This window comes from Sporosarcina sp. P25 (assembly GCF_002743235.1).
In the GTDB taxonomy this organism is placed as follows: domain Bacteria; phylum Bacillota; class Bacilli; order Bacillales_A; family Planococcaceae; genus Sporosarcina; species Sporosarcina ureae_B.
Genome location: NZ_PDYV01000013.1, coordinates 18791 through 38683, shown reverse-complemented (window position 1 = coordinate 38683; position 19893 = coordinate 18791). Strand labels below are relative to the sequence as shown.

Sequence of the window (19893 nt, the reverse complement as noted above, 5' to 3'; positions counted from 1 at the left end):
GTATAATTCCTCACTTTTTAAAGTTTATTTTAAGAGTTAAAATACACACAAATTCGGCAATCTTTCATTTGTTGAATCGGAATTTCCATGTCATAAATTTCGCGTAATGACTCAGAGGTAATAATATCGTTCGTTACTCCGTCTTTGACGATTCTTCCGTTTTTCAACGCAACAATTCGGTCTGAATAGACAGAGGCAAAGTTGATGTCATGCAAGACGATGACCACAGTTTTGCCGAGATCATTGACAAGCTGACGCAAGATTTTCATGATTTGCACAGAGTGTTTCATGTCCAGGTTATTCAGTGGCTCATCGAGTAAAATATAATCGGTGTCTTGTGCAATCGTCATTGCAATGAAAGCCCGCTGACGCTGACCGCCAGATAATTCATCCAAATACGCTTCTTGCATGTCAGTCAGGCCCATATACTCCAACGCCTGATCCACCATCCGGTCATCTTCTTCCTGAAGACGGCCCTTACAGTGCGGGAAACGGCCGAATGAAACAAGTTCACGGATGGTAAGTTTGACATTCATGAAGTTGGATTGCTTTAAAATCGCGACGCGCTTAGCGAAGTCATTGGATTTCATATCTTTCACTTTGCTTTTATCGAGCAATACTTCGCCCGTGTCAGCATCCATTAATCGACTTACCATCGAGAGAAGAGTAGATTTACCAGCCCCGTTCGGTCCAATGAATGACGTGATTTTTCCACGGTGAATATTTACACTGACCTTTTCGACGACTGCTTTTTTCCCATAAAACTTCGTTAACTCACGAACTTGGATCATGAAGATCGACTCTCCTTTAATAATAAGTAGATAAAGTAAATGCCACCGACAAAGTTAATGATCACACTGAGTGTGGTCGAGAAAGAAAATAGACGTTCAACGATCCATTGTCCACCAACTAATGCAATAACACTCATCAATGCAGCACCGGCAATTAACACCGAATGCTTAAACGTGTTGAAGAATTGGTAAGACAAATTGGCTACGATCAATCCGAAGAATGTAATCGGACCTACAAGTGCCGTGGACACCGCAATCAGTACTGCCGATAAAATCAACATGATCTTGACGACCGACTGATACGGCACACCCAGATTGATTGCCGTATCCCGTCCCAATGATAAAACATCGAGTTCATTGATATAGCGCCAACCAATAAGAAGTGTGATAACCAATATCGCTAATGCCCACCACACGAGATCCCCGTTGATATTGTTGAAACTCGCAAACATCTTATCTTGCACACGCAAAAATTCATTCGGATCAATCATCACTTGCAGGAATGTCGAAATACTTCCGAAGAATGTACCGACAATGATACCGACTAGCAATAAGAAATAGATTGGTCGGTTCCCTTTACCGAATAAGAAGTGATAGAGCAACAAAGCGAATATTATCATCGCACCGACCGACAGCATGAAGTTAAATTGCTGGTTGATCAGTACAAATGAAGTCGAACCGAAAAAGAAAATAAGAACGGTTTGCAGCAAGATATAGAGTGAATCCAATCCCATGATGCTTGGTGTTAAAATGCGGTTATGCGTGATCGTCTGGAAAATAACCGTGGAATATGCCACTGCCACACCTGTTAAAATCATCGCCACCACTTTGACCGCTCTTCTAGGAAGTGCATAGTCATAGCTACCGTTCAAACCTTCAAATAGATACAAGCCGCAAAATACTAATGAAAATGCTAATAAAATTAGTAGCTTCGTTGAGTTACGCATAGGCTTTCCCCCTAAACAACAAGAACAGGAAGATTGCGCTTCCGATGACACCGACCATTAAACTGATCGAGATTTCATAAGGGAAGATAATAACCCTGCCTAGAATGTCACAGATAAGAAGGAAGATTGCGCCTAGCAATGCAGTATGCGGCAACGTCTTTTGTAGATGGTCTCCTTTAAAAATCGAGACAATGTTCGGAATGATTAACCCTAGGAAAGGAATCAGTCCCACTGTCAATACAACGGTTGTCGTAATTAGCGCAACTAAGATCAACCCAATATTGACGATACTCTTATAAGCGAGTCCTAAGTTCTTGGAAAAGTCTTCCCCCATACCCGCCACTGTAAATCGATTCGCATATAAATATGTAATGATCAACACAGGTATACTAATATACAAAAGCTCATAACGGCCTTTCATGATCATGGAAAAATCTCCTTGAAGCCAAGCAGACATATTCTGGATCACGTTTGCTTTATATGCAAAAAATGTGGCGATGGAAGATAAAATATTTCCGAACATCAATCCAACAAGCGGAATGAAGATCGCGTCTTTAAATTTAATACGGTCGAGAATTTGCATAAACAAGAAAGTGCCAAGCAAGGCGAATGTGAACGAAACCGCCATTTTTTCTAATAATGTTGCGTTGGTAAATATCAACATAGATACCAAGATTCCCAGTTTAGTCGCATCCAACGTTCCTGCTGTGGTGGGAGATACAAATTTATTGCGGCTCAGTTGTTGCATAATCAAACCTGCAATACTCATCCCTGCGCCAGCGAGTAATATCGCGACTAATCGAGGAACTCGACTAATCAAGAATATTTCTGTTGCTTCTGAACGCCAGTCCAATAGGTCCGCTGGTGTGATTCGGCTTGCGCCGACAAACAGCGAAAGAAATGATAAAAGTATAACTGCTGTAATTAAGTAACGTTTCTTCATGAAGAACTCCGATATCGAATATTTGAGCATCTCTCACTTAAATGAAAATGATTATCATTCGCTCAAGAACAACATTACCGCGTTTAACATATGATGTCAATATCTAAATGAAAATCGTTATCAATACTTTTGAAATTCTACTCATTACAGAATCTGTTAACCTCTTATTCAATCTTATGAATTCATACGAAAAAGCCGTTTTCCGTATAACACGGAAAACGGCTTTTTCATTTACTGCTGATCCATTTCTTGGGCACTATCTATTATTTCTTTCGGGACTTTGATTTCATCAATCTCATTGATCTTTGTCATCGTACCTTTAATATTCTGTGTGACTTTAACTTGCTGACCTTGCTCATCCATTGTCATAGTCATATCCATGTCAAAGTCTTTTGTGAAGAATGTCTTTTTATCTATAGTGAATTGTAGGTCCACTTTTTCAACTTTCATATCTGTTTCTTCCAACATGGCTTCATCTGCTTCTGGTGGCATGTTCTTCTCTAACAATTCTTTCATGAGCTCACTAAACTTTTCACCGGAACCTACCAATGTCAGAACGTATTCATCGTCGGTCTCTTCAAATGTAAAATCTTCTGTGTAATCCTTATACATAGTGAAGTCCACTGGTGATTCAGTCACTCCCATCATTTGACCGGCAGCTTCTTTATACAATTCATCCGGTAATTTTATCCAACCACCTGATTGTGGGTCTTTCATGAAGAAGCCTTCTTCTGTCATATATTGTTCTATTGCCATTTCTTCATCGCCTACTTGCATATTCATCGTTTGGCGCATAGCAAGTGGTTCAAGAATCATATCCATATCAATCGTCGAATGAATGTCTTGCTTCTCATCACCCATTTCCAACGTTTGCATAATTTCCATATCCGAATGCATACTTTGCTGCGTTTCAGCTGTAGCATTCGCTTTTTCCATTACTTCACCGGCTGTCAGTTCACTATTTACGACCACTTCTTCTTCATCTGTAATAGGATTTTTTTGAGGTTCAGCAGTTTGACCACAGGCACTTAAAACAACTGCTAGTGTTCCTGCTGTAAGAATTGTTGTCCATTTTTTCATACAGTCCATCACTCCTTATATATTGTTGCCGCTTAGTTGTACGATTGATTAAAGAAAAACCTTCAGATCCACACTGGCAATTGACAAACCCCATTTTTATAGAAGCATAAAAAAATTTGAATACTTCAAGTGAGTGTACCAAGTATTTTTCTTTGAATTCCATCAAGAGGTTTAGAATTTTGTAAATCGGGCAAACTAGAAGCATCCCACCCCCTTTCTCTTCTTATAAAGATAAAAGGATTTGGCTACATGCATTGTGCATGTAGCCCTTTTTTATTTAATCACTTCAGAATAAATTCTTGTAGACGTTCACATTCACTTTCGGGCATTTCCACAGTCATCAATGTGCCTTCTTCTTCGTAAGCCGTATCTTTGATCGAAGCATTTTCGTTGAGATGGGAAACGATTTCTCCACGGTCGTATGGGATCATTAATTTACACGTGATATATTGCCTGAATAAGTTTTGTTGGATCAAATTTAACAATTCAGGGATCCCTTTATTTTCGCCGGCGGACATCCAAATACTCTGATCTTTTACACGCGGATAGACGATTTCGGTCAAGTCCGATTTGTTATATATATTGATAGTAGGGATACTTTTCACACCAATATCTCCTAATGTTTCATTGGTAACATCCATCATATGACCATGTTCTTCGTCGGAAACATCCACAACATGCAACAGTAAGTCTGCATTCTTGGCTTCTTCTAATGTCGAACGAAATGCTTGGACAAGATGGTGAGGGAGTTTAGAAACGAACCCTACAGTATCTGTTAAAATAAATTCTTTTTTATCTTGTAGTTTGATTTTCCTTACGGCAGTTTCGAGCGTTGCGAATAGCATGTCTTTTTCACTAACTTCTTTGGATTCATCTACATCCGTATATTGTAGCAATCGATTCATCAACGTGGATTTCCCAGCGTTTGTGTAACCTACAATGGATACAACAGGTATGCCGCTTCTGACACGCTGTTTTCGCTGTGTTTCACGTTGATCACTTACATGCTCGAGTTCTCGGCGAAGTTTAGCGATCTGATCTTCGATTTTCCGACGATCGAGCTCAAGCTTCGTTTCACCGGCTCCTTTATTCTGTAAGCCGCCTCCTGTTCCGCCACCTTGCCTGCTAAGTGAAGCTCGAAGTCCAACAAGTCTCGGCAATGTATATTGCAGTTGTGCTAATTCAACTTGCATCTGCGCCTCTCGATTGCGTGCCCGCCTTGCAAAAATATCCAATATAAGCATAGTACGGTCAATAATTTTACATTCTAGATCTCTCTCCAAGTTTCTCAACTGGGAAGGCGATAATTCATCATTGAAGATTAGTAAATTTGCTTCAGATTCCTCATATACATCACGGATTTCATCAATCTTACCTTTTCCAATATAAGTGGATGGATTTTTCCGTTCTAAATTCTGTGTCACTTCACCTAGAACTTCCACATTGATTGCTTCCGCCAAATTCTTTAGTTCTTCCATCGCATATTCAAAGTGCAAATCCTTCTGTTCATGTACGCCAACTATTATGGCTTTTTCAATTAACACATCCATGCTAGCATCCCCCCGACATCTTTATATATAGTTTACCCTTCGTTCTGTTGCCTAATCGCTCGATGTGAAATGAATCTCTGCCAACCGCTGTACTTTTTCTTGTTTTTCTATAAAGCGCAATATAACGTTCCCAATTCGAATATCATGTACATCGCCGACTTTCTGTGATAATAGTATTGCCCATTCGCCTGCTTCTTGTAATGGGTCTTCCACATGGAAAATACATTCTGAAACTTTTTGTTGTTGATGGAATATCGTTCGTGCACCCGTCTTAGCGAGACGAGATTGTCGCTCCGCTTCCGATTCATCCCATTCGATAAAGAATGGATATGGCAATTCATTGGAGACGTCTTGTTCAATAAACAACATCTTCCAACGAACCAACTCACCATCTTCTGTTTTTCTTGATGCATTGATAATTTTTGTTGTGGTGAATCCTTTGTTATCGAGTTCATCTTTCCATTGTTCCATATCTTCGACAGAAAAGCATACATTCGCCCAGCCATCTCCATATTGCTGATCATGAAAATAGTGTGCAATAAGTGGAAGATCCGTTGCCGCTACTCTCGCTTTGTCTTCGTCTTCTACTGTCAGCCATTCGATATATACATTGTCAGCATACAATAATGCATTGGCTGTTCCCCAGTTTTCATGCCGCCCGCCAGCTACTGCCTGATTACCTTTTGCACGTTGTTCCATGACAATGCTTTGTACAGTATCCTGAGTGAAATAGATAAGGTGGTCGAGTTTCATCATACGTATCCCTCCTAAATAGATGATTTCCTTCTATCATATCAAACCTGGCCTATCAATCGGGGATCCCTACCTTTCTTAGTATGAGATCCACTACAGTCAAAACACGCTTCAGTGTTTCCCGAAAGGTCAGAATAGTGTAGGATAAAAGAAGAGTTTCAGGAAGAGATATGTCCTGATAAAAACGAATGCGGAGGGATTGTATGGTAATCGATTTATTAACATCTCATTCATCGGTTCGACGTTATAAAGATGAACCGATTTCAAGAGAAACCGTTATAGAACTAATTAAAGCAGGTCAACACGCCGCCAGTTCTCACTTCGTGCAAGCATGTACTGTGATGTATGTAACAGACACTGAAAAACGGGGTCAGTTGGCTGAACTATCTAAGAATCGTCGTCAATTCTATACAGCTGGCGCAGTATTAGTATTTTGTATGGACTATAACCGATTATCTCACGCTGCCCGTTTACACGGTCAGGAAATTGATTATACAGTAGCAGAGAATGTGCTAGTCGGTGCAATCGACGTCGCTCTGTTCTCGCAAAATGTTGTCATTGCAGCCGAATCAAAAGGCTACGGCATTTGCTATATCGGCGGTGTACGAAATGCGATGGAAGAAATTTCACAAGTACTGGAATTGCCAAAAGGCGTTGTGCCTCTATTTGGATTGTCCATCGGTGTTCCAAATGAATCCAATGAAGTCAAACCGCGTTTGCCTATAGAAGCCGTACTACATGAAAACACATATAACGAAGAAAAGTATCATGATCTTTTGCCAGCATATGACGAAATCATGAAAGAATACTATGCAAGCCGTGACTCCAATCAACGTGATGCGATGTGGACAAAAGAAATGGCAGATTTCCTTGAGTCACCAAGAAGAACGGATCTCGAGGCATTCTTACAAAAGCAAGGATTCCTATTGAACTGAAGATAGACAGGAGTGTCAAACGATGTCAGTAGACGACGTGCTGGAACTACTCCAGCGACGCATGAAAGATGGAACATTCATCCGTGCTACAATTAGTGGGCCACGAATGAAATCCAATGATGTAAAGCGAATTAAATTAAAGCCGCTTGAACTAAAAGGTGAATTTTACATTCAATTTGAATATCAACATGAACGTGTTCTTAAGCATGATAATGTGGCACTTGAAAACGTGAAGCAACCTTTGCAGGATGCATTGCAAAACTTTAAGCAATTCCATATTGATTTATCAGATGAAACGATGCAGATCCAAATATCCAAGAAGATGAAAGTTTCGATTAAACGAATTTTCCTCAATACCGAAAAGACGGTCGACTATTCGCATAATCGTATTAAGAATTATGCTTTACATGAAGGGACCCCTTACCCATTTCTCATTCGTCTCGGCGTTCAAACACCTGAAGGTAAGGTTAAAAATCAAAAACATGATAAGTTCCGCCAGATTAATCGTTTCGTCGAACTGATTGATGACACGCTTTCCCACTTGCCGAAAGACCGTCCGATTCGCATACTGGATTTTGGTTCGGGGAAATCGTATTTGACGTTCGCACTGTATCATTACTTGCGAATTGAAAAAGGCCTCGACATTCGTGTAACGGGGTTAGATCTAAAAAAAGAAGTCATTGAAGAATGCCAGGAAATTGCACGTGATCTGCAATACGATCAGCTAGAATTTCTAGTAGGCGATATCAATGAATATGATGGAGATACCGCAGTCGATATGGTCGTCACGCTTCACGCATGTGATGTGGCAACGGATATGGCATTAGCGAAAGCAGTCAACTGGGGAGCTTCCGTCATCCTATCTGTCCCTTGCTGTCAGCATGAGCTGTTTTCACAAGTTCAAGCTCCTGCACTCGACATCATGTTGCAGCACGGTTTAGTGAAAGAACGTTTTGCTGCACTCGCAACGGACTCCATCCGTGCAGAGTTGCTGACATTGGTTGGCTACGAATCACAACTTGTGGAGTTCATCGATATGGAGCATACACCAAAGAACATTTTAATACGTGCCTACCGTACTACTAAACAACCAACACTGGAACAAATCGATCGTTATGCAGCATTTAGGAATATGTTGCAAGCGAAACCTTTCCTTGAGAATGAACTGAAGCCTTTGCTCGATTTTCTACCAGCACATGGCGACCAGACCATATAATCACGAAAAAGATCGCCGCAGCGTCATATTTTGACACTGCGGCGATCTTTATATATATCTTAAGATTGTGGCAAATGCTCGATGATACTATCTACTGCTTGCTTAATATAGTGAGGTTTTGTCCCAAGATTTAAACGAATGAAGCCTTTCGAGTTTTCCCCAAACCACTCTCCGTAGTCAATTGCTAGCCTACACGTATCTTGAACGAATTCTTTTACACCGTCTGGCTGGATATGTGCACGCAAATCAATCCATAATAAGTAAGTTCCTTCCAACGGTGTAACGATTAACTTAGGGGCATGCTCTGCGAATTGTTCGACCGCATAGCGTTCATTTGATTTAACGACTTCTCGTAGTCCTTCAAGCCAGTCTGCACCATGATTATAAGCAGCTTCTGCGGCCGTCATACCTAGCATATTGACTTCGGTTTGATTAACTGTTTTCACAAACGTATCGAATTGCTCCAGCAACGCTTCATTTTCAATGATGATTTGTGATGTCAATAAGCCTGCCAAGTTGAATGTTTTCGAAGCAGCGGTTACTGTAACAACACGTTTAGAGAACCTTCCTCCAGCCACAATCGCAGATGGAATATGTGTATGATCGCCAAACGTCATATCGTGATGGATTTCATCCGATACCACCAAGACGTCATGCTTGTCACAGATTGATAAGAGTTTTTCCGCTTCCTCTGCTGTCCAGACACGGCCTACAGGATTATGCGGTGTACAATGAATAAATAATTTCACGTCATTATCAACTATTTGCTTTTCAAAGTCTTCAAAATCGATCGTGTAGACGCCCTCTGTATTAATGAGTTCACTGCTTATGAGCGTACGACCTGTATCTTTCACTGCGTTGGCAAATGGATAATAAACTGGTGACAGAATGATCACTGCTTCTTTTGGTTTCGTAAATGCATTAACGAACCAGTATAACGCAGTCACAACCCCTGTTGAAAAACGCATCCATTCCTCTTTCACTTCATAGCCATGGCGTTCACGTTCCCAATTAATAAACGCTTTATAATAAGATTCAGGCGCATATGTATAACCAAATACTCCGAAGTCCACTTTTTCTTTCATTGCCTCTATTACTTGCTCTGGTGCCTTAAACTCCATATCCGCTACCCAAGCCGCAAGTAAATTCGCATCACCAAATCGTTCCTCAAGTTTATCCCATTTCAGCGAGTTCGTACCCTTTCGATCAATTGCATAACGTTCTAAAAATTCTTCTTTATTCATGTAGAAACCTCCTCGGCTCATATTTTCATAGTAATCTTTCTATTCCGATTGTAACATATGTCCCCTTTTGCTTCCTCCGTTGTTGTTATGATTTATTTTGGGGTATACTAGAGTATTGAAGCGACATTTAGTTGGAGGTCATGAAAGTGAGAAAATGGAATACCGCAATAGTTTTACTAGCACTACTTTTCATTTGTTCCATTCAGTCTGTCAGCGCACAAACGACAGATGTAAAATATATAGACGTCGCCAATGATCACTGGGCAAAAAATGAAATCATGCAGCTGGATGAAATGAAAATCATCACGGGCAATTTCGATATGCAGTTCCATCCCGAAACTCCACTAACAAAGGGGCAAGCTGCTGTTTCTTTATCTAAAATCTTCGGATCGAAATTCATTGATAAGTCTTACGGTTTTTCAGATATTGTATGGGGATCAGATAAAGGACGTTTTGCCTTGACCGCTGTCGAGAATGGATGGATCCAACCAAGCAAACAGGGAGTTTTCGGCTTTGATGAACCATTGACGAAGACAGAGCTATGGGACGCATTGATTACGGCTTTTGACATGGAAGAGGACCTCGGTAAAGTGTTATCGACTAGCTGGCCTTCCAGTTCGGATAGAGCTACATTAAAAAACATTCCTGTCTATACGTTTCCTCAAGTGGAGGAGTTTCTTCATTACGGCGACTCGATCGTATCAAGGGCATACTTTTCAAAAGCATTGCACAGGATACTAGTGGAAACCAATCGTATTAAACAACCGAAACAATTTACACTCTCCAATCCGGAAGAGTCTATTCACTATAGTAAAAGTGTGCCTGAGACTAATTTAGGAAGTGTACCGTTTAGTACTCATCCCCTTTATTTGCGCTCTGAGGAAGCATTTGAATATAAAGACTTTACACAAACCAATTATGGATTTTCACGCGATAGTGCTTATACATATGCTGTCGGAAAAGAAGGCGCTGAAATCAAATTGACTGTTCGAGAATTGCCTAACAAAGATGTATTTGTATTTTCAGAACTAACTAACCCTACTGACAGGTCTATAACGGTAGAAGTACTTCAAAAAGAACAAGATATCGCACAGTTTGATCTATACCGCTATGATCGTTATCCACTCATGCGTGAGAATATAGATTTGGCGGATGCGGATATGACCACTTATCCGACAGGCTTACTGCGCTTCATCAAGACGGACGGCACTGTAGAAGAACGGATGATTGGACAGGCCTACCAATCCAAACAATTATCCCTTCGCTACGATAATGCTGAACAAAGTGTCTCTCGTGAACTCATTGGAGAACAAGAGAATTTCTCCTATACGTTAGCCGGAAAAACGCTATTATCTTCCTATAAACTACATGCTAATACAGGAGAAATAGTGGACCACTGGTATGTAGATTCCGATGAGCAATTGTTTAATTCAAAAGACGACCTATTCAAGTGGATGAGAGAAACAAGTCAGAATCACAAGAAGCGCAATAAGTGGTACACAGCTGAAGGCTCGTATAATAAATTGGCTGACTCGACAGAACCAATGCCCGTTACAGGTCAAAACTACGGTCGTAATTTATTGATGCTAAAAGAAGATCGCGCATTGACGCTTTATCATGAAAATAAAGGACGTTACTATGAGAATCTGGTCTATAATTCCTTCGTCAATTTGAAAAACTTCAAACAGGATAAAGACTACTGGGAAACAGAAGTAACAAGTACGTATCTAAAAAACTTATATGATATTCACGCACCATTTATTGATACGCGTTTCAATGAACAAATCGCTTTATTCTATTATAATATCGGTGATGAGTTCGGAATTCCTTCTGCGAATGAACCACTGCGAGATTATGCGGACCTTCTCGTTTCCCAGCAACGAAAAGGCAATATTAATCGAGTAGCCAGTGATGCATACTATATTGCAGACTACTTCCCAATAAAACAGAAAGTCACTACCCATACATCCATGAATCATGCACTTGGTGGTATGAATATTTTGCTCATGTCTTACCAAGAGTTTGGAGATTCGCGATATCTTCAAACCGCACGCAATATCCAGAGAGCCATTGTCTATCAAAAAGATAAATGGATTCGCGATAATGGAGATATATGGTATAAGGTTTCACCGGAATCTAATTTTGAAGGTGATGATTATAAACATTTGACGCTAGAAGACCTAATCGACTCCTATCAACTTTGGCAACAAATCGATTCAAGCTACTTGCCTACGTTAAAGCAACTCATTATTTCTAAGGCCACTTTCTTATCGAATGAAAAACTTGGCTATACGACGAAGATTAAAAAAGGACTTAAAGAAATTGGGCTATACGAGTATTTGCCTGATGGCGACGAAGTGACGGACGCGTTATAAATTATATTGACAGAGAAAAAAGAGCTATCCATTGCGTATTGCGCAATGTTAGCTCTTTTTTTCACATTTCTTCTTTGAGTAATTCCAATGTGTCATCGTATTCTCTTTCAATAACAGTATCGCGTTTATACGTTGCCTTACTTACTAATACCGCAACAATAAGGCAAAGCGCAAATCCAGGAACAATCTCATACAATGCATCGTGCAAGACATCGATACTTCCCCAAACACCTACCGTTACAGCACCGATAATCATACCGAACAATGCCCCTTTAGCCGTTAGCTTTCTCCAGTATAATGATAAGAGAATAATAGGACCAAATGCTCCGCCGAAACCTGCCCAAGCGAATGAAACCAATTTCAATACGGATTCTTTATTCGGCCAAGCGAGTATCATTGCGATGATCGTCACGACCAGAACAGCCAAACGCCCTAAAAATACATAGTGACTATCTGTAGCGTTTGTTTTGAAAACCGCTTTATATAAGTCTTCAATCAAAGCAGACGATGTCACAATCAATTGCGACGATATCGTACTCATAATAGCTGCCAATACCGCTGCTAGCATAATACCTGCAATCAGCGGATGGAAAATAATCTGTCCGAGAACGATAAAGACCGTTTCTGGATCCGCCAAGTCCACGTTGTTTTGTTGAAAATACGCGATACCAATTAATGCAGTAGCAATCGCACCAAACAAACTCAGTATCATCCAACCAATACCAATCCGTCTTGCACTCTTCGTCTCTTTCACCGACTTGATCGCCATGAAACGGACGATGATATGCGGCTGCCCAAAATAACCTAGACCCCATGCGAGCGAAGAGATTATTGTGACAACACTGACACCTGACACCAGGTTAAACAGTGCGGGATCTACTTCACGTATACTCGCTGCCGTTTCAGAGAAGCCACCTGTAATAAAAATTCCGAACGCCGGAACTAAAATCAGTGCCAGAAACATAATCAAACCTTGTACAAAATCGGTATAACTAACTGCTAAGAATCCACCGAACAATGTATATGCCAGAACTACCACCGATACAATAATCAGACCCGTATGATACTCTAGCCCAAATGAGCTCTGGAAGAATTTCCCGCCCGCTACCATACCTGAAGATACGTAGAATGTGAAGAACACTAAAATAATAATGCCTGAAGCCACTCTCAATAAGCGGGATGTATCTTTTAACCTGTTATCCAAGAAACTCGGAATCGTGATGGAGTTATTTGAAACTTGCGTATATGCACGTAAACGTGGTGCAACATATAACCAGTTTAGATAGGCACCTAATGTCAAACCTATCGCAATCCACGCTTCACCCAGTCCACTCAAGTAAATAGCACCCGGCAATCCCATCAATAGCCAACCCGACATATCGGAAGCTCCGGCACTTAATGCGGTAACTGCTGGTCCGAGCGACCGTCCACCTAACATATAATCCGTTAGATTCGATGTGCGTTTGAATGCATACCAACCGATTAGCAGCATGGCTATCATATAGACGACAATAGAAACAAGTTGGTACATTTGCTCCGTCATATAATCATCTCCTTCCTTACTATCAATATACCTATACTACCTTATGGATAGTACACTTTGAACCTTTATTTGGTGATTCGTAGAATAGAACTATTTTTTCAGGCAGTATTCCCCGGGAAATTACACCATTTGACACAGCAACTTAAAGTAACTTACTTTGCATATTCTACGCATATATTGAAACCATTCTATCTATTGTAACGTATATAAAAAAAGGGGGAGATCGAATGTTACACACGACAACTAACATGTTGCAAGGCCGTACAATTGAAATGTATCACGGAATTGTATCAGGGGAAACAATCATGGGGGCAAATATCGTTCGGGATATTTTTGCATCTGTCACCGATATTGTAGGTGGACGCAGTGCTGCTTATGAAAGCAAATTAACCGAAGCACGACAAACAGCAATTGATGAAATGTCTCATAAAGCAAGTGCTATGGGGGCGAACGCTGTCATTGGAGTCGACTTAGATTTCGAAATGGTACGTGAAGGCATGATGATGTGTATCGCAACCGGTACAGCTGTTACGTATCGGGATGGAGAGTAATCATTTATACAAAAAGAGAGGGGTTCCCCCCTCTCTTTTTGTATTACGTTAATATTTCTGCCACACGTCCAACTTGTCCGTCTTCAAGTCGCACTTTAATCCCATGTGGATGGAAGCTAGAATTAGTCAATAAATCTTTGACAACACCTTCTGTTTTCACGCCACTTCGCTGATCTTTCTTTAAAATAACCGCTACCCGTAACCCAGGTTTTACATCTGACCGATTTTGTCCATTCATATATTCATCTCTCCTCTTTTTATTCAGTGTACCATATTCATGAACTCTTTCTCTTCTAGTACATCGGATGAACGAAGACAGGATGCATGGTACAATAAAGACTATCAAACTAGGAGGTGTATTCATGCGATTAACAGTATACCTGGCTGGAGAAATTCATACATCTTGGCGAGAAGAAGTCAAACAACAAGCAAAAGATCTACAATTACCTGTAGACTTTGTCGGACCCATGGAAGACCATGATCGCTCGGACAACATTGGAGAAGAGATTCTAGGACAACAACCGGATAAAATTTTTAAAGATGCTGCAGCTTCAAGCCTTAACAACTTACGAACGGAAATCTTAATGAAAAAATCAGATATTGTCATTGCGTTATTTGGTGAACAGTACAAACAATGGAATACTGCAATGGATGCCAGCGCAGCAGTCGCTTTCGGCAAGCCACTCATTCTGATTCGTCAGGAAAACCATCACCACCCACTAAAAGAACTATCCCGTAAAGCACATGTTACGGTGGAATCGGTAGATCAAGCAGTTTTAGCATTAAAATATATTTTCGAGTAAATATTTAATTACTTGCTAGAAGACAAGCCTATCAAATTATGGGCTTGTCTTTCTCAATTCCACTAATGACCTTAATCTTTACTTGAAACACACTTTATTTTGACTACTATTTTCACGCACTCAATTCACCCTACCACGTGTCAAACATTATTTTCCAACTGAAAATTCTATCTGTAATTAATAGGTGTAAATGGTAGAATAGGAATACATAAGGAAGTCGAGAGGGGCAATCGGATGGCGCATAAAAAAGGTATTCGTCAACAATACATAAAAGTATTTATCGCTTCCATAGTGATTGCGATTATCGGGATGGCTAGCATGTATTTCTATGCTAGTAGCTCATGGGATGAATTAGAAAATAAACAGCAAGCCTCAATAGAAAAGTCGGTATTAATTGAAAACATATCCGATTCAATCCAAGATCTATTCTTTCGGGTTCGTGGTTACTATGCTTTTCAAATTGAGGAAGAACTAAATTTTGCCTATCAAGCAATTGAAGACATTCATTCTTATTCTAGTGAATTTAAGTCTCTTCAATTAACAGCAGAAGAACAGCGAATCATTGACGAAATCGATAATTTCTTGATGGAATATGAAAATGTTACTCTTCCAAAAGCTATTCAATATGTCAAAAAGGACGATTATGCTGGTTTACAAGACTTAGCAAAGAGTGGTACGAACTTAGCCGTTAATAGTTTCATTCAATATGCTAACGAATACGAAAAATCTTCAAAAGATCAGCTGGAAAATGCATATAATAATACGATGCAAAAAACCAAATCATTCTTTTTGATCATCACACTATTCGGCATCATCTTCTTATGTATTCCAATCTATATGTTTTGGAGCGTCGTCAACCGAGTAGTCAAGCCGGTAGAAGATATCACGCGCGCGGCAGATCAGTATGAAACAGAAGGTACTGTCCTATTCCAACCTATTCAGACTGAAAATGAAATCGGTGCACTTTCACAATCCATTCATAAAATGATGGAACATATACAAATGAATGAGCAGGAGCTCCTTTCACAAAATGAAGAGTTGATTACACAGCAAGATGAATTATTCAATCGCCAAACGAAGATGGAATTCGCCTTATCAGAAGCTCGATTTTCCCGTGTCCGTTTAGAACGATACAACGGTTTGAGTCATATCTTATCGTTCTCGTTGGATAAGCAAGAAGTATGCGACCAAACTTCTTGCTATTTAAATCAAATCTACCAATCCGACTTAAGTTTTCTTTGGTTTCCTAAAAGTGAAATTCATACGTTAAAGGGGATTTCAGAAGAGTTTTTCAATGAAATTAAACAAGAACGAATAGAATATATAAAAATCCGACTTGAAACAGAGCCCTATTTCATTATCAAAAGAGAAGCGGAATATGAAAAAGGAATAGCTGACAATATTACATATGTCTATGATTTTGTTACAGGTATCTACAATGTTGCTAATGAATTAAGCGTCGTGTCTGTCCTCTCGCGTATCGGTAAGCCATTTACAGAAGATGACCAACAAGATTTATACGGTTTGCTTAAACGAATTGCAATCGCAGTGGATCGGATTGAACAATATGAACTCATTATTCATGAACGTCAGTTGAATCAGAATATCTTGGATAACATCAATGAAGGCATTCGTTTCGTTTCAAATACAAGTGAGAATGATAAGTATAATAAAGCCTTATTCAATTTACTTGGAATGGAACCTGAAACAGAACATAGGGCCTGGCCACGAGAAGAATGGACGGAGTATTTCCTGAAACAAATTGATGACCCTGTTCAATATAAAGCATTTTTTGATGACGCCATCAGGTCTGAATCCACGGAATTTATTACTAACAAATACATACTTTCATTACCTTCTGAAAAGTCCCGGGTCATGAATGTATACAGTGTGCCGATTATTATTCAAGAAGAAAAAGTCGGTACGATCTTCGTACATCGGGATATAACTCACGAACACGAAGTCAATAAAATGAAAACGGAATTGGTGTCGACTGTCAGTCATGAATTGCGAACACCTTTATCGAGCATTCTCGGATTCTCTGAGCTTTTACTAAATAAAGATATGGATGATCAACGTAAAAAAAGGTATCTTGAAACTATCCACAGCGAAGCTAATCGATTAACTACGCTCATCAATGACTTCTTAGATTTGCAACGGATGGAATCAGGGCGTCAATCCTATAAGATAGAAGATATATCCATCACTAAAGTAGCTGAAATGGCGGTAGACTATTTACTGATTCAATCACCAGATCATACTATAAAGATGCAGGATCTCACATATTCATCAATGGTCAGAGCGGACTATGATCGTATTTTACAAGTATTCATGAATTTAATTGGCAATGCCATTAAGTTTTCACCCGACGGCGGAAATGTGAATATTACTCTGTTAAATCAACAGGACACAGTTGTCGTTTCTATAGCGGATGAAGGGATTGGCATTCCATCCGATACGATTAAACATCTATTTGAGAAATTCTATAGATTTGATAATAGTTACAGTAGAAAAATTGGTGGTACAGGTCTCGGTCTATCTATTTGTAAGGAGATTATTCAAGATCATCATGGACGAATTTGGGTAAGTTCTGAGGAAAATGTAGGGACGACAATTTTCTTCTCTCTTCCTTTGAAACAGCAGCTGCCAAATGAAAAAATTGACTACGACAAACCTTTGGTGGTTATAGTAGAAGATGATGTGAATATTTCATTGTTACTGGGAGAAGAACTAGCAAGCAATGGATTTTCAATAATTCATCATTCCAAAGTGGGCGAAGCATTTGTATGTATAGAAGTAATGCAACCAGCCGCAGTCGTTGTCGATCTAAAATTAGAAGAAGGTGAAAATGGTTGGGATTTAATTAGCCAAATGAAAGAACATACTAAAACTAAGTCGATCCCAATTATTATATCCTCTTCATTGGAAAAAGAACCTTTATTGATGGAAGAATTTCATATCAGTGAATATTTGACGAAACCTTATCCTCTCAGCGATTTATCCTCTATTATTATAGAGACTATAGAACGATCTGATGGACTGATTTTTTATCCAGAGAATAACTAAAAGAACGTCTTTTCCTTTACGGAAAGGACGTTCTTCTATTTTGTATACTGTAATTAAAATAGTGATTTAACTAATTCAGCCAGTTCATTCGGGCTAAATGGTTTAGGTACGAAGTAAGAGGCCCCTTTGGCTAAAGCAGCGTCTTGATCTGCTTGCTGTGCTTTTGCTGTGAGCATAATAATAGGCGTTGATAGCTTTAGCGGTTGTAGATGCTCTAATAATTCTAAACCTGTCATACGTGGCATCATATAATCCAAAAGAATGGCGTCATATGGATGGCTTTGGATTTTACTTAATGCTTCTACCCCATCCACTGCTTCTTCTACTTGAAACCCTTCAAATTCCAACGTGTCCGTGAGCAACATGCGCAAAATATCTTCATCGTCTACAACTAAGACCTTTTTTCCTATATGCGTCAAAGTGGCCACCTCCTTCTATTCTCTTTTATCAAATAAACGATTTGCTAATTTATCAATTCTTCCAAGGACTTCCGACGGTTTAAATGGTTTTATTATATAGTCATCTGCTCCAAGCCAAAGTGCTGCCTTAATATCATTCGCACTTTTTCTAGCCGTCATCATGGAGACTGTGACGTTTGTTTTGGAATGGTCACTCTTTAACTGACTCAATACTTCTAGACCGTCCATTTTTGGCATCACACCATCAAGTAATACGATGAAATAGGCATCGGGACTATACCAGTCTTCTTCTAGAAATGAAGGGCCGTCAGCATATGTCTTTACTGTAATATCAATGTACGAAGACTTTAACTCCAGCAAAGTTTGTTCAAGGATTTGTCTGATGAATGAATCATCATCAACGATAATAACGATTAACTTTCGTTTTACTACCCGTTTTCTCTGATCGTAAATCACTGTTTGGTTTCGCCCTGAACGCTTGGCTTCATAAAGAGCTTGATCTGCAGCGGATATCATGTTGGCAGTATTTCCTTCGTACGTCGCACTGCCCGCCGAGAAAGTTACTTGGAATGTCTCTTCATCAGATGTGAATATCGTATCATTGAATTTGGCTCGAATTCTCTCAACGGCATGCACGGTATCTTCAGCATTACTATTATCAAATAATAAAGCAAACTCTTCTCCGCCATATCGGCATACATAATCGCCTTCACGTTTTTCTTCTTTGATGATTTCGCCAAATTTTCGTAGAACTTCATCGCCTGCTGGGTGTCCATACAGGTCATTTACTTGTTTAAAGTGATCCAAATCGATAATGACAAGAGAGAAAATCACTTCAGATTGATCGGCTTTTTTGGCCAATGTATTGATGGTCTCGTCGAAGTAGCGTCGATTTCCAACACCTGTCAAACTATCTGTAATCATACTGCTACTGACCGCATGCTGACGCAATTGACGATTGAACAAATAAGGGAAAAAGATATTCATATCAAAAGGTTTAGATAGCAAATCCATAGCCCCTCTACGATACGTTTCAATTAGAATGTCTTTCGTTACTTCTTCACTCGAGATAGCTAAAGTCGTATTTTTTTGCCGCGCAGGTTCTGCAATTTGATCCAATACTTCAAAGCCTGTCATATCAGGCAACTTTGCATCTATGATTACAATACTTGGTCTCATAGAGTAAAATTGTTCAATTCCACGCTTTCCATTCAATGAAATAATTACTTGAGCTCCAAGCTTCTCGAGCAACTCTTTTAAATAGGATACGAACTCCAAGTCTTGATCAATGATTAAAATAAACGTTTCTTGATCAAGACGGTTAACGTAGCGATCAGGCAATTGAAATTCTTCTTTTTTCACAGCAATAGTATCATCAAAATGCGAACGAATACGATTCTTTAAATTTTCTAATGAAGATACGGGTATTTTCTGATCGTTAGAAGACGTCAGAATCTCTAATTGTGACGCACAAAAGAGAGACAACTGTTGCAATCCGATTGTCCCGGATGTTCCCTTCAATTTATGAAGAAAATAATACAACTCCCTTTCCGTTAAACTACCACGCGCTTTCCACTCTTCAAAGATATTCTCTGTACGTTGTGCAAGCATATTCTGATATTTTTTTTGACTCACTGTTTTCCTCTCCGTTCAGCGGAAGCATTCCCATTTCGTTCT

Annotated in this window: 17 protein-coding genes; 6 read left to right on the top strand and 11 right to left on the bottom strand. The window is 39.6% G+C overall.

Annotated elements, in window-relative coordinates:
* Nucleotides 1–29 precede the first annotated feature (29 nt).
* From CSV70_RS11755 to CSV70_RS11730, 6 genes are all read right to left on the bottom strand, one after another.
* On the bottom strand, nucleotides 30–791 hold the full coding sequence (locus CSV70_RS11755; protein ID WP_085131952.1) for an iron ABC transporter ATP-binding protein: 762 nt from the start codon (nucleotides 789–791) through the stop codon (nucleotides 30–32).
* Nucleotides 788–1738 carry an iron chelate uptake ABC transporter family permease subunit gene (locus CSV70_RS11750; RefSeq protein WP_085131953.1) on the bottom strand — a complete coding sequence of 317 codons (951 nt, stop codon included), beginning with the start codon at nucleotides 1736–1738 and terminating at the stop codon, nucleotides 788–790. Before CSV70_RS11750 ends, CSV70_RS11755 begins: the two co-directional genes overlap by 4 nt.
* A complete protein-coding gene (locus CSV70_RS11745) occupies nucleotides 1731–2681 on the bottom strand; it encodes an ABC transporter permease (protein ID WP_085131954.1) in 951 nt (316 codons plus the stop codon). The genes CSV70_RS11750 and CSV70_RS11745 overlap by 8 nt, the downstream gene beginning before the upstream one ends.
* Before the next feature lie 231 nt (nucleotides 2682–2912).
* The gene (locus tag CSV70_RS11740) at nucleotides 2913–3761 is read right to left on the bottom strand and encodes a DUF6612 family protein (RefSeq protein ID WP_099629187.1); all 849 of its coding nucleotides are present in this window, start codon (nucleotides 3759–3761) and stop codon (nucleotides 2913–2915) included.
* 281 nt (nucleotides 3762–4042) lie between these two features.
* The gene (hflX, locus tag CSV70_RS11735; RefSeq protein ID WP_099629186.1) at nucleotides 4043–5311 is read right to left on the bottom strand and encodes a GTPase HflX; all 1269 of its coding nucleotides are present in this window, start codon (nucleotides 5309–5311) and stop codon (nucleotides 4043–4045) included.
* 51 nt (nucleotides 5312–5362) lie between these two features.
* The gene (locus CSV70_RS11730) at nucleotides 5363–6067 is read right to left on the bottom strand and encodes a VOC family protein (RefSeq protein WP_099629185.1); all 705 of its coding nucleotides are present in this window, start codon (nucleotides 6065–6067) and stop codon (nucleotides 5363–5365) included.
* A gap of 200 nt (nucleotides 6068–6267) precedes the next feature.
* On the opposite strand from CSV70_RS11730, the gene nfsA reads away from it, so the two are divergent.
* Nucleotides 6268–6999: an oxygen-insensitive NADPH nitroreductase gene (nfsA, locus tag CSV70_RS11725; RefSeq protein ID WP_099629184.1), complete on the top strand. Its 732-nt coding sequence runs from the start codon at nucleotides 6268–6270 to the stop codon at nucleotides 6997–6999.
* A gap of 22 nt (nucleotides 7000–7021) precedes the next feature.
* The gene (locus tag CSV70_RS11720) at nucleotides 7022–8215 is read left to right on the top strand and encodes a class I SAM-dependent methyltransferase (protein WP_099626743.1); all 1194 of its coding nucleotides are present in this window, start codon (nucleotides 7022–7024) and stop codon (nucleotides 8213–8215) included.
* Nucleotides 8216–8274: 59 nt separating this feature from the next.
* Here CSV70_RS11720 and CSV70_RS11715 read toward each other — a convergent pair whose 3' ends face one another.
* On the bottom strand, nucleotides 8275–9459 hold the full coding sequence (locus CSV70_RS11715) for a MalY/PatB family protein (RefSeq protein WP_085131960.1): 1185 nt from the start codon (nucleotides 9457–9459) through the stop codon (nucleotides 8275–8277).
* A gap of 146 nt (nucleotides 9460–9605) precedes the next feature.
* Between CSV70_RS11715 and CSV70_RS11710 the strand changes: the two genes are divergently transcribed.
* Nucleotides 9606–11834 carry an S-layer homology domain-containing protein gene (locus tag CSV70_RS11710; protein ID WP_158232376.1) on the top strand — a complete coding sequence of 743 codons (2229 nt, stop codon included), beginning with the start codon at nucleotides 9606–9608 and terminating at the stop codon, nucleotides 11832–11834.
* Between the two features lie 61 nt (nucleotides 11835–11895).
* On the opposite strand, the gene putP is transcribed toward CSV70_RS11710, so the two are convergent.
* Nucleotides 11896–13377 (bottom strand): sodium/proline symporter PutP, encoded by a 1482-nt coding sequence (gene putP / locus CSV70_RS11705; RefSeq protein ID WP_099629182.1) that lies wholly within the window; start codon nucleotides 13375–13377, stop codon nucleotides 11896–11898.
* A 227-nt stretch (nucleotides 13378–13604) separates the two neighbouring features.
* Between putP and CSV70_RS11700 the strand changes: the two genes are divergently transcribed.
* Nucleotides 13605–13928 (top strand): YbjQ family protein, encoded by a 324-nt coding sequence (locus CSV70_RS11700; RefSeq protein WP_085131963.1) that lies wholly within the window; start codon nucleotides 13605–13607, stop codon nucleotides 13926–13928.
* A 43-nt stretch (nucleotides 13929–13971) separates the two neighbouring features.
* Here the strand turns inward: CSV70_RS11700 and CSV70_RS11695 are convergent, their stop codons facing one another.
* Nucleotides 13972–14166, bottom strand: coding sequence for a YwbE family protein (locus CSV70_RS11695; RefSeq protein ID WP_085131964.1), 195 nt, complete (start codon nucleotides 14164–14166; stop codon nucleotides 13972–13974).
* 124 nt (nucleotides 14167–14290) lie between these two features.
* Here CSV70_RS11695 and CSV70_RS11690 point away from each other — a divergent pair, with 124 nt between their 5' ends.
* Nucleotides 14291–14731, top strand: a complete 441-nt coding sequence (locus CSV70_RS11690; RefSeq protein ID WP_085131965.1) for a YtoQ family protein — start codon at nucleotides 14291–14293, stop codon at nucleotides 14729–14731.
* 234 nt (nucleotides 14732–14965) lie between these two features.
* Nucleotides 14966–17797: an ATP-binding protein gene (locus tag CSV70_RS11685; protein ID WP_099629181.1), complete on the top strand. Its 2832-nt coding sequence runs from the start codon at nucleotides 14966–14968 to the stop codon at nucleotides 17795–17797.
* 53 nt (nucleotides 17798–17850) lie between these two features.
* On the opposite strand, the gene CSV70_RS11680 is transcribed toward CSV70_RS11685, so the two are convergent.
* Together CSV70_RS11680 and CSV70_RS11675 are read right to left on the bottom strand one after the other, a co-directional pair.
* Nucleotides 17851–18216 carry a response regulator transcription factor gene (locus tag CSV70_RS11680; RefSeq protein WP_085131968.1) on the bottom strand — a complete coding sequence of 122 codons (366 nt, stop codon included), beginning with the start codon at nucleotides 18214–18216 and terminating at the stop codon, nucleotides 17851–17853.
* Between the two features lie 15 nt (nucleotides 18217–18231).
* Nucleotides 18232–19851: a diguanylate cyclase gene (locus CSV70_RS11675; protein ID WP_099629179.1), complete on the bottom strand. Its 1620-nt coding sequence runs from the start codon at nucleotides 19849–19851 to the stop codon at nucleotides 18232–18234.
* Between the last annotated feature and the right edge of the window lie 42 nt (nucleotides 19852–19893).

Excerpts from the sequence above, each read along its gene's own strand:
- CSV70_RS11755 (WP_085131952.1), bottom strand. The coding sequence starts at position 791 with ATGATCCAAGTTCGTGAGTTAACGAAGTTTTATGGGAAAAAAGCAGTC.
- nfsA (WP_099629184.1), top strand. The coding sequence starts at position 6,268 with ATGGTAATCGATTTATTAACATCTCATTCATCGGTTCGACGTTATAAA.
- CSV70_RS11690 (WP_085131965.1), top strand. The coding sequence starts at position 14,291 with ATGCGATTAACAGTATACCTGGCTGGAGAAATTCATACATCTTGGCGA.
- putP (WP_099629182.1), bottom strand. The coding sequence starts at position 13,377 with ATGACGGAGCAAATGTACCAACTTGTTTCTATTGTCGTCTATATGATA.
- CSV70_RS11695 (WP_085131964.1), bottom strand. The coding sequence starts at position 14,166 with ATGAATGGACAAAATCGGTCAGATGTAAAACCTGGGTTACGGGTAGCG.
- CSV70_RS11685 (WP_099629181.1), top strand. The coding sequence starts at position 14,966 with ATGGCGCATAAAAAAGGTATTCGTCAACAATACATAAAAGTATTTATC.
- CSV70_RS11700 (WP_085131963.1), top strand. The coding sequence starts at position 13,605 with ATGTTACACACGACAACTAACATGTTGCAAGGCCGTACAATTGAAATG.
- CSV70_RS11740 (WP_099629187.1), bottom strand. The coding sequence starts at position 3,761 with ATGAAAAAATGGACAACAATTCTTACAGCAGGAACACTAGCAGTTGTT.
- CSV70_RS11750 (WP_085131953.1), bottom strand. The coding sequence starts at position 1,738 with ATGCGTAACTCAACGAAGCTACTAATTTTATTAGCATTTTCATTAGTA.
- CSV70_RS11720 (WP_099626743.1), top strand. The coding sequence starts at position 7,022 with ATGTCAGTAGACGACGTGCTGGAACTACTCCAGCGACGCATGAAAGAT.
- CSV70_RS11715 (WP_085131960.1), bottom strand. The coding sequence starts at position 9,459 with ATGAATAAAGAAGAATTTTTAGAACGTTATGCAATTGATCGAAAGGGT.
- hflX (WP_099629186.1), bottom strand. The coding sequence starts at position 5,311 with ATGGATGTGTTAATTGAAAAAGCCATAATAGTTGGCGTACATGAACAG.
- CSV70_RS11730 (WP_099629185.1), bottom strand. The coding sequence starts at position 6,067 with ATGATGAAACTCGACCACCTTATCTATTTCACTCAGGATACTGTACAA.
- CSV70_RS11745 (WP_085131954.1), bottom strand. The coding sequence starts at position 2,681 with ATGAAGAAACGTTACTTAATTACAGCAGTTATACTTTTATCATTTCTT.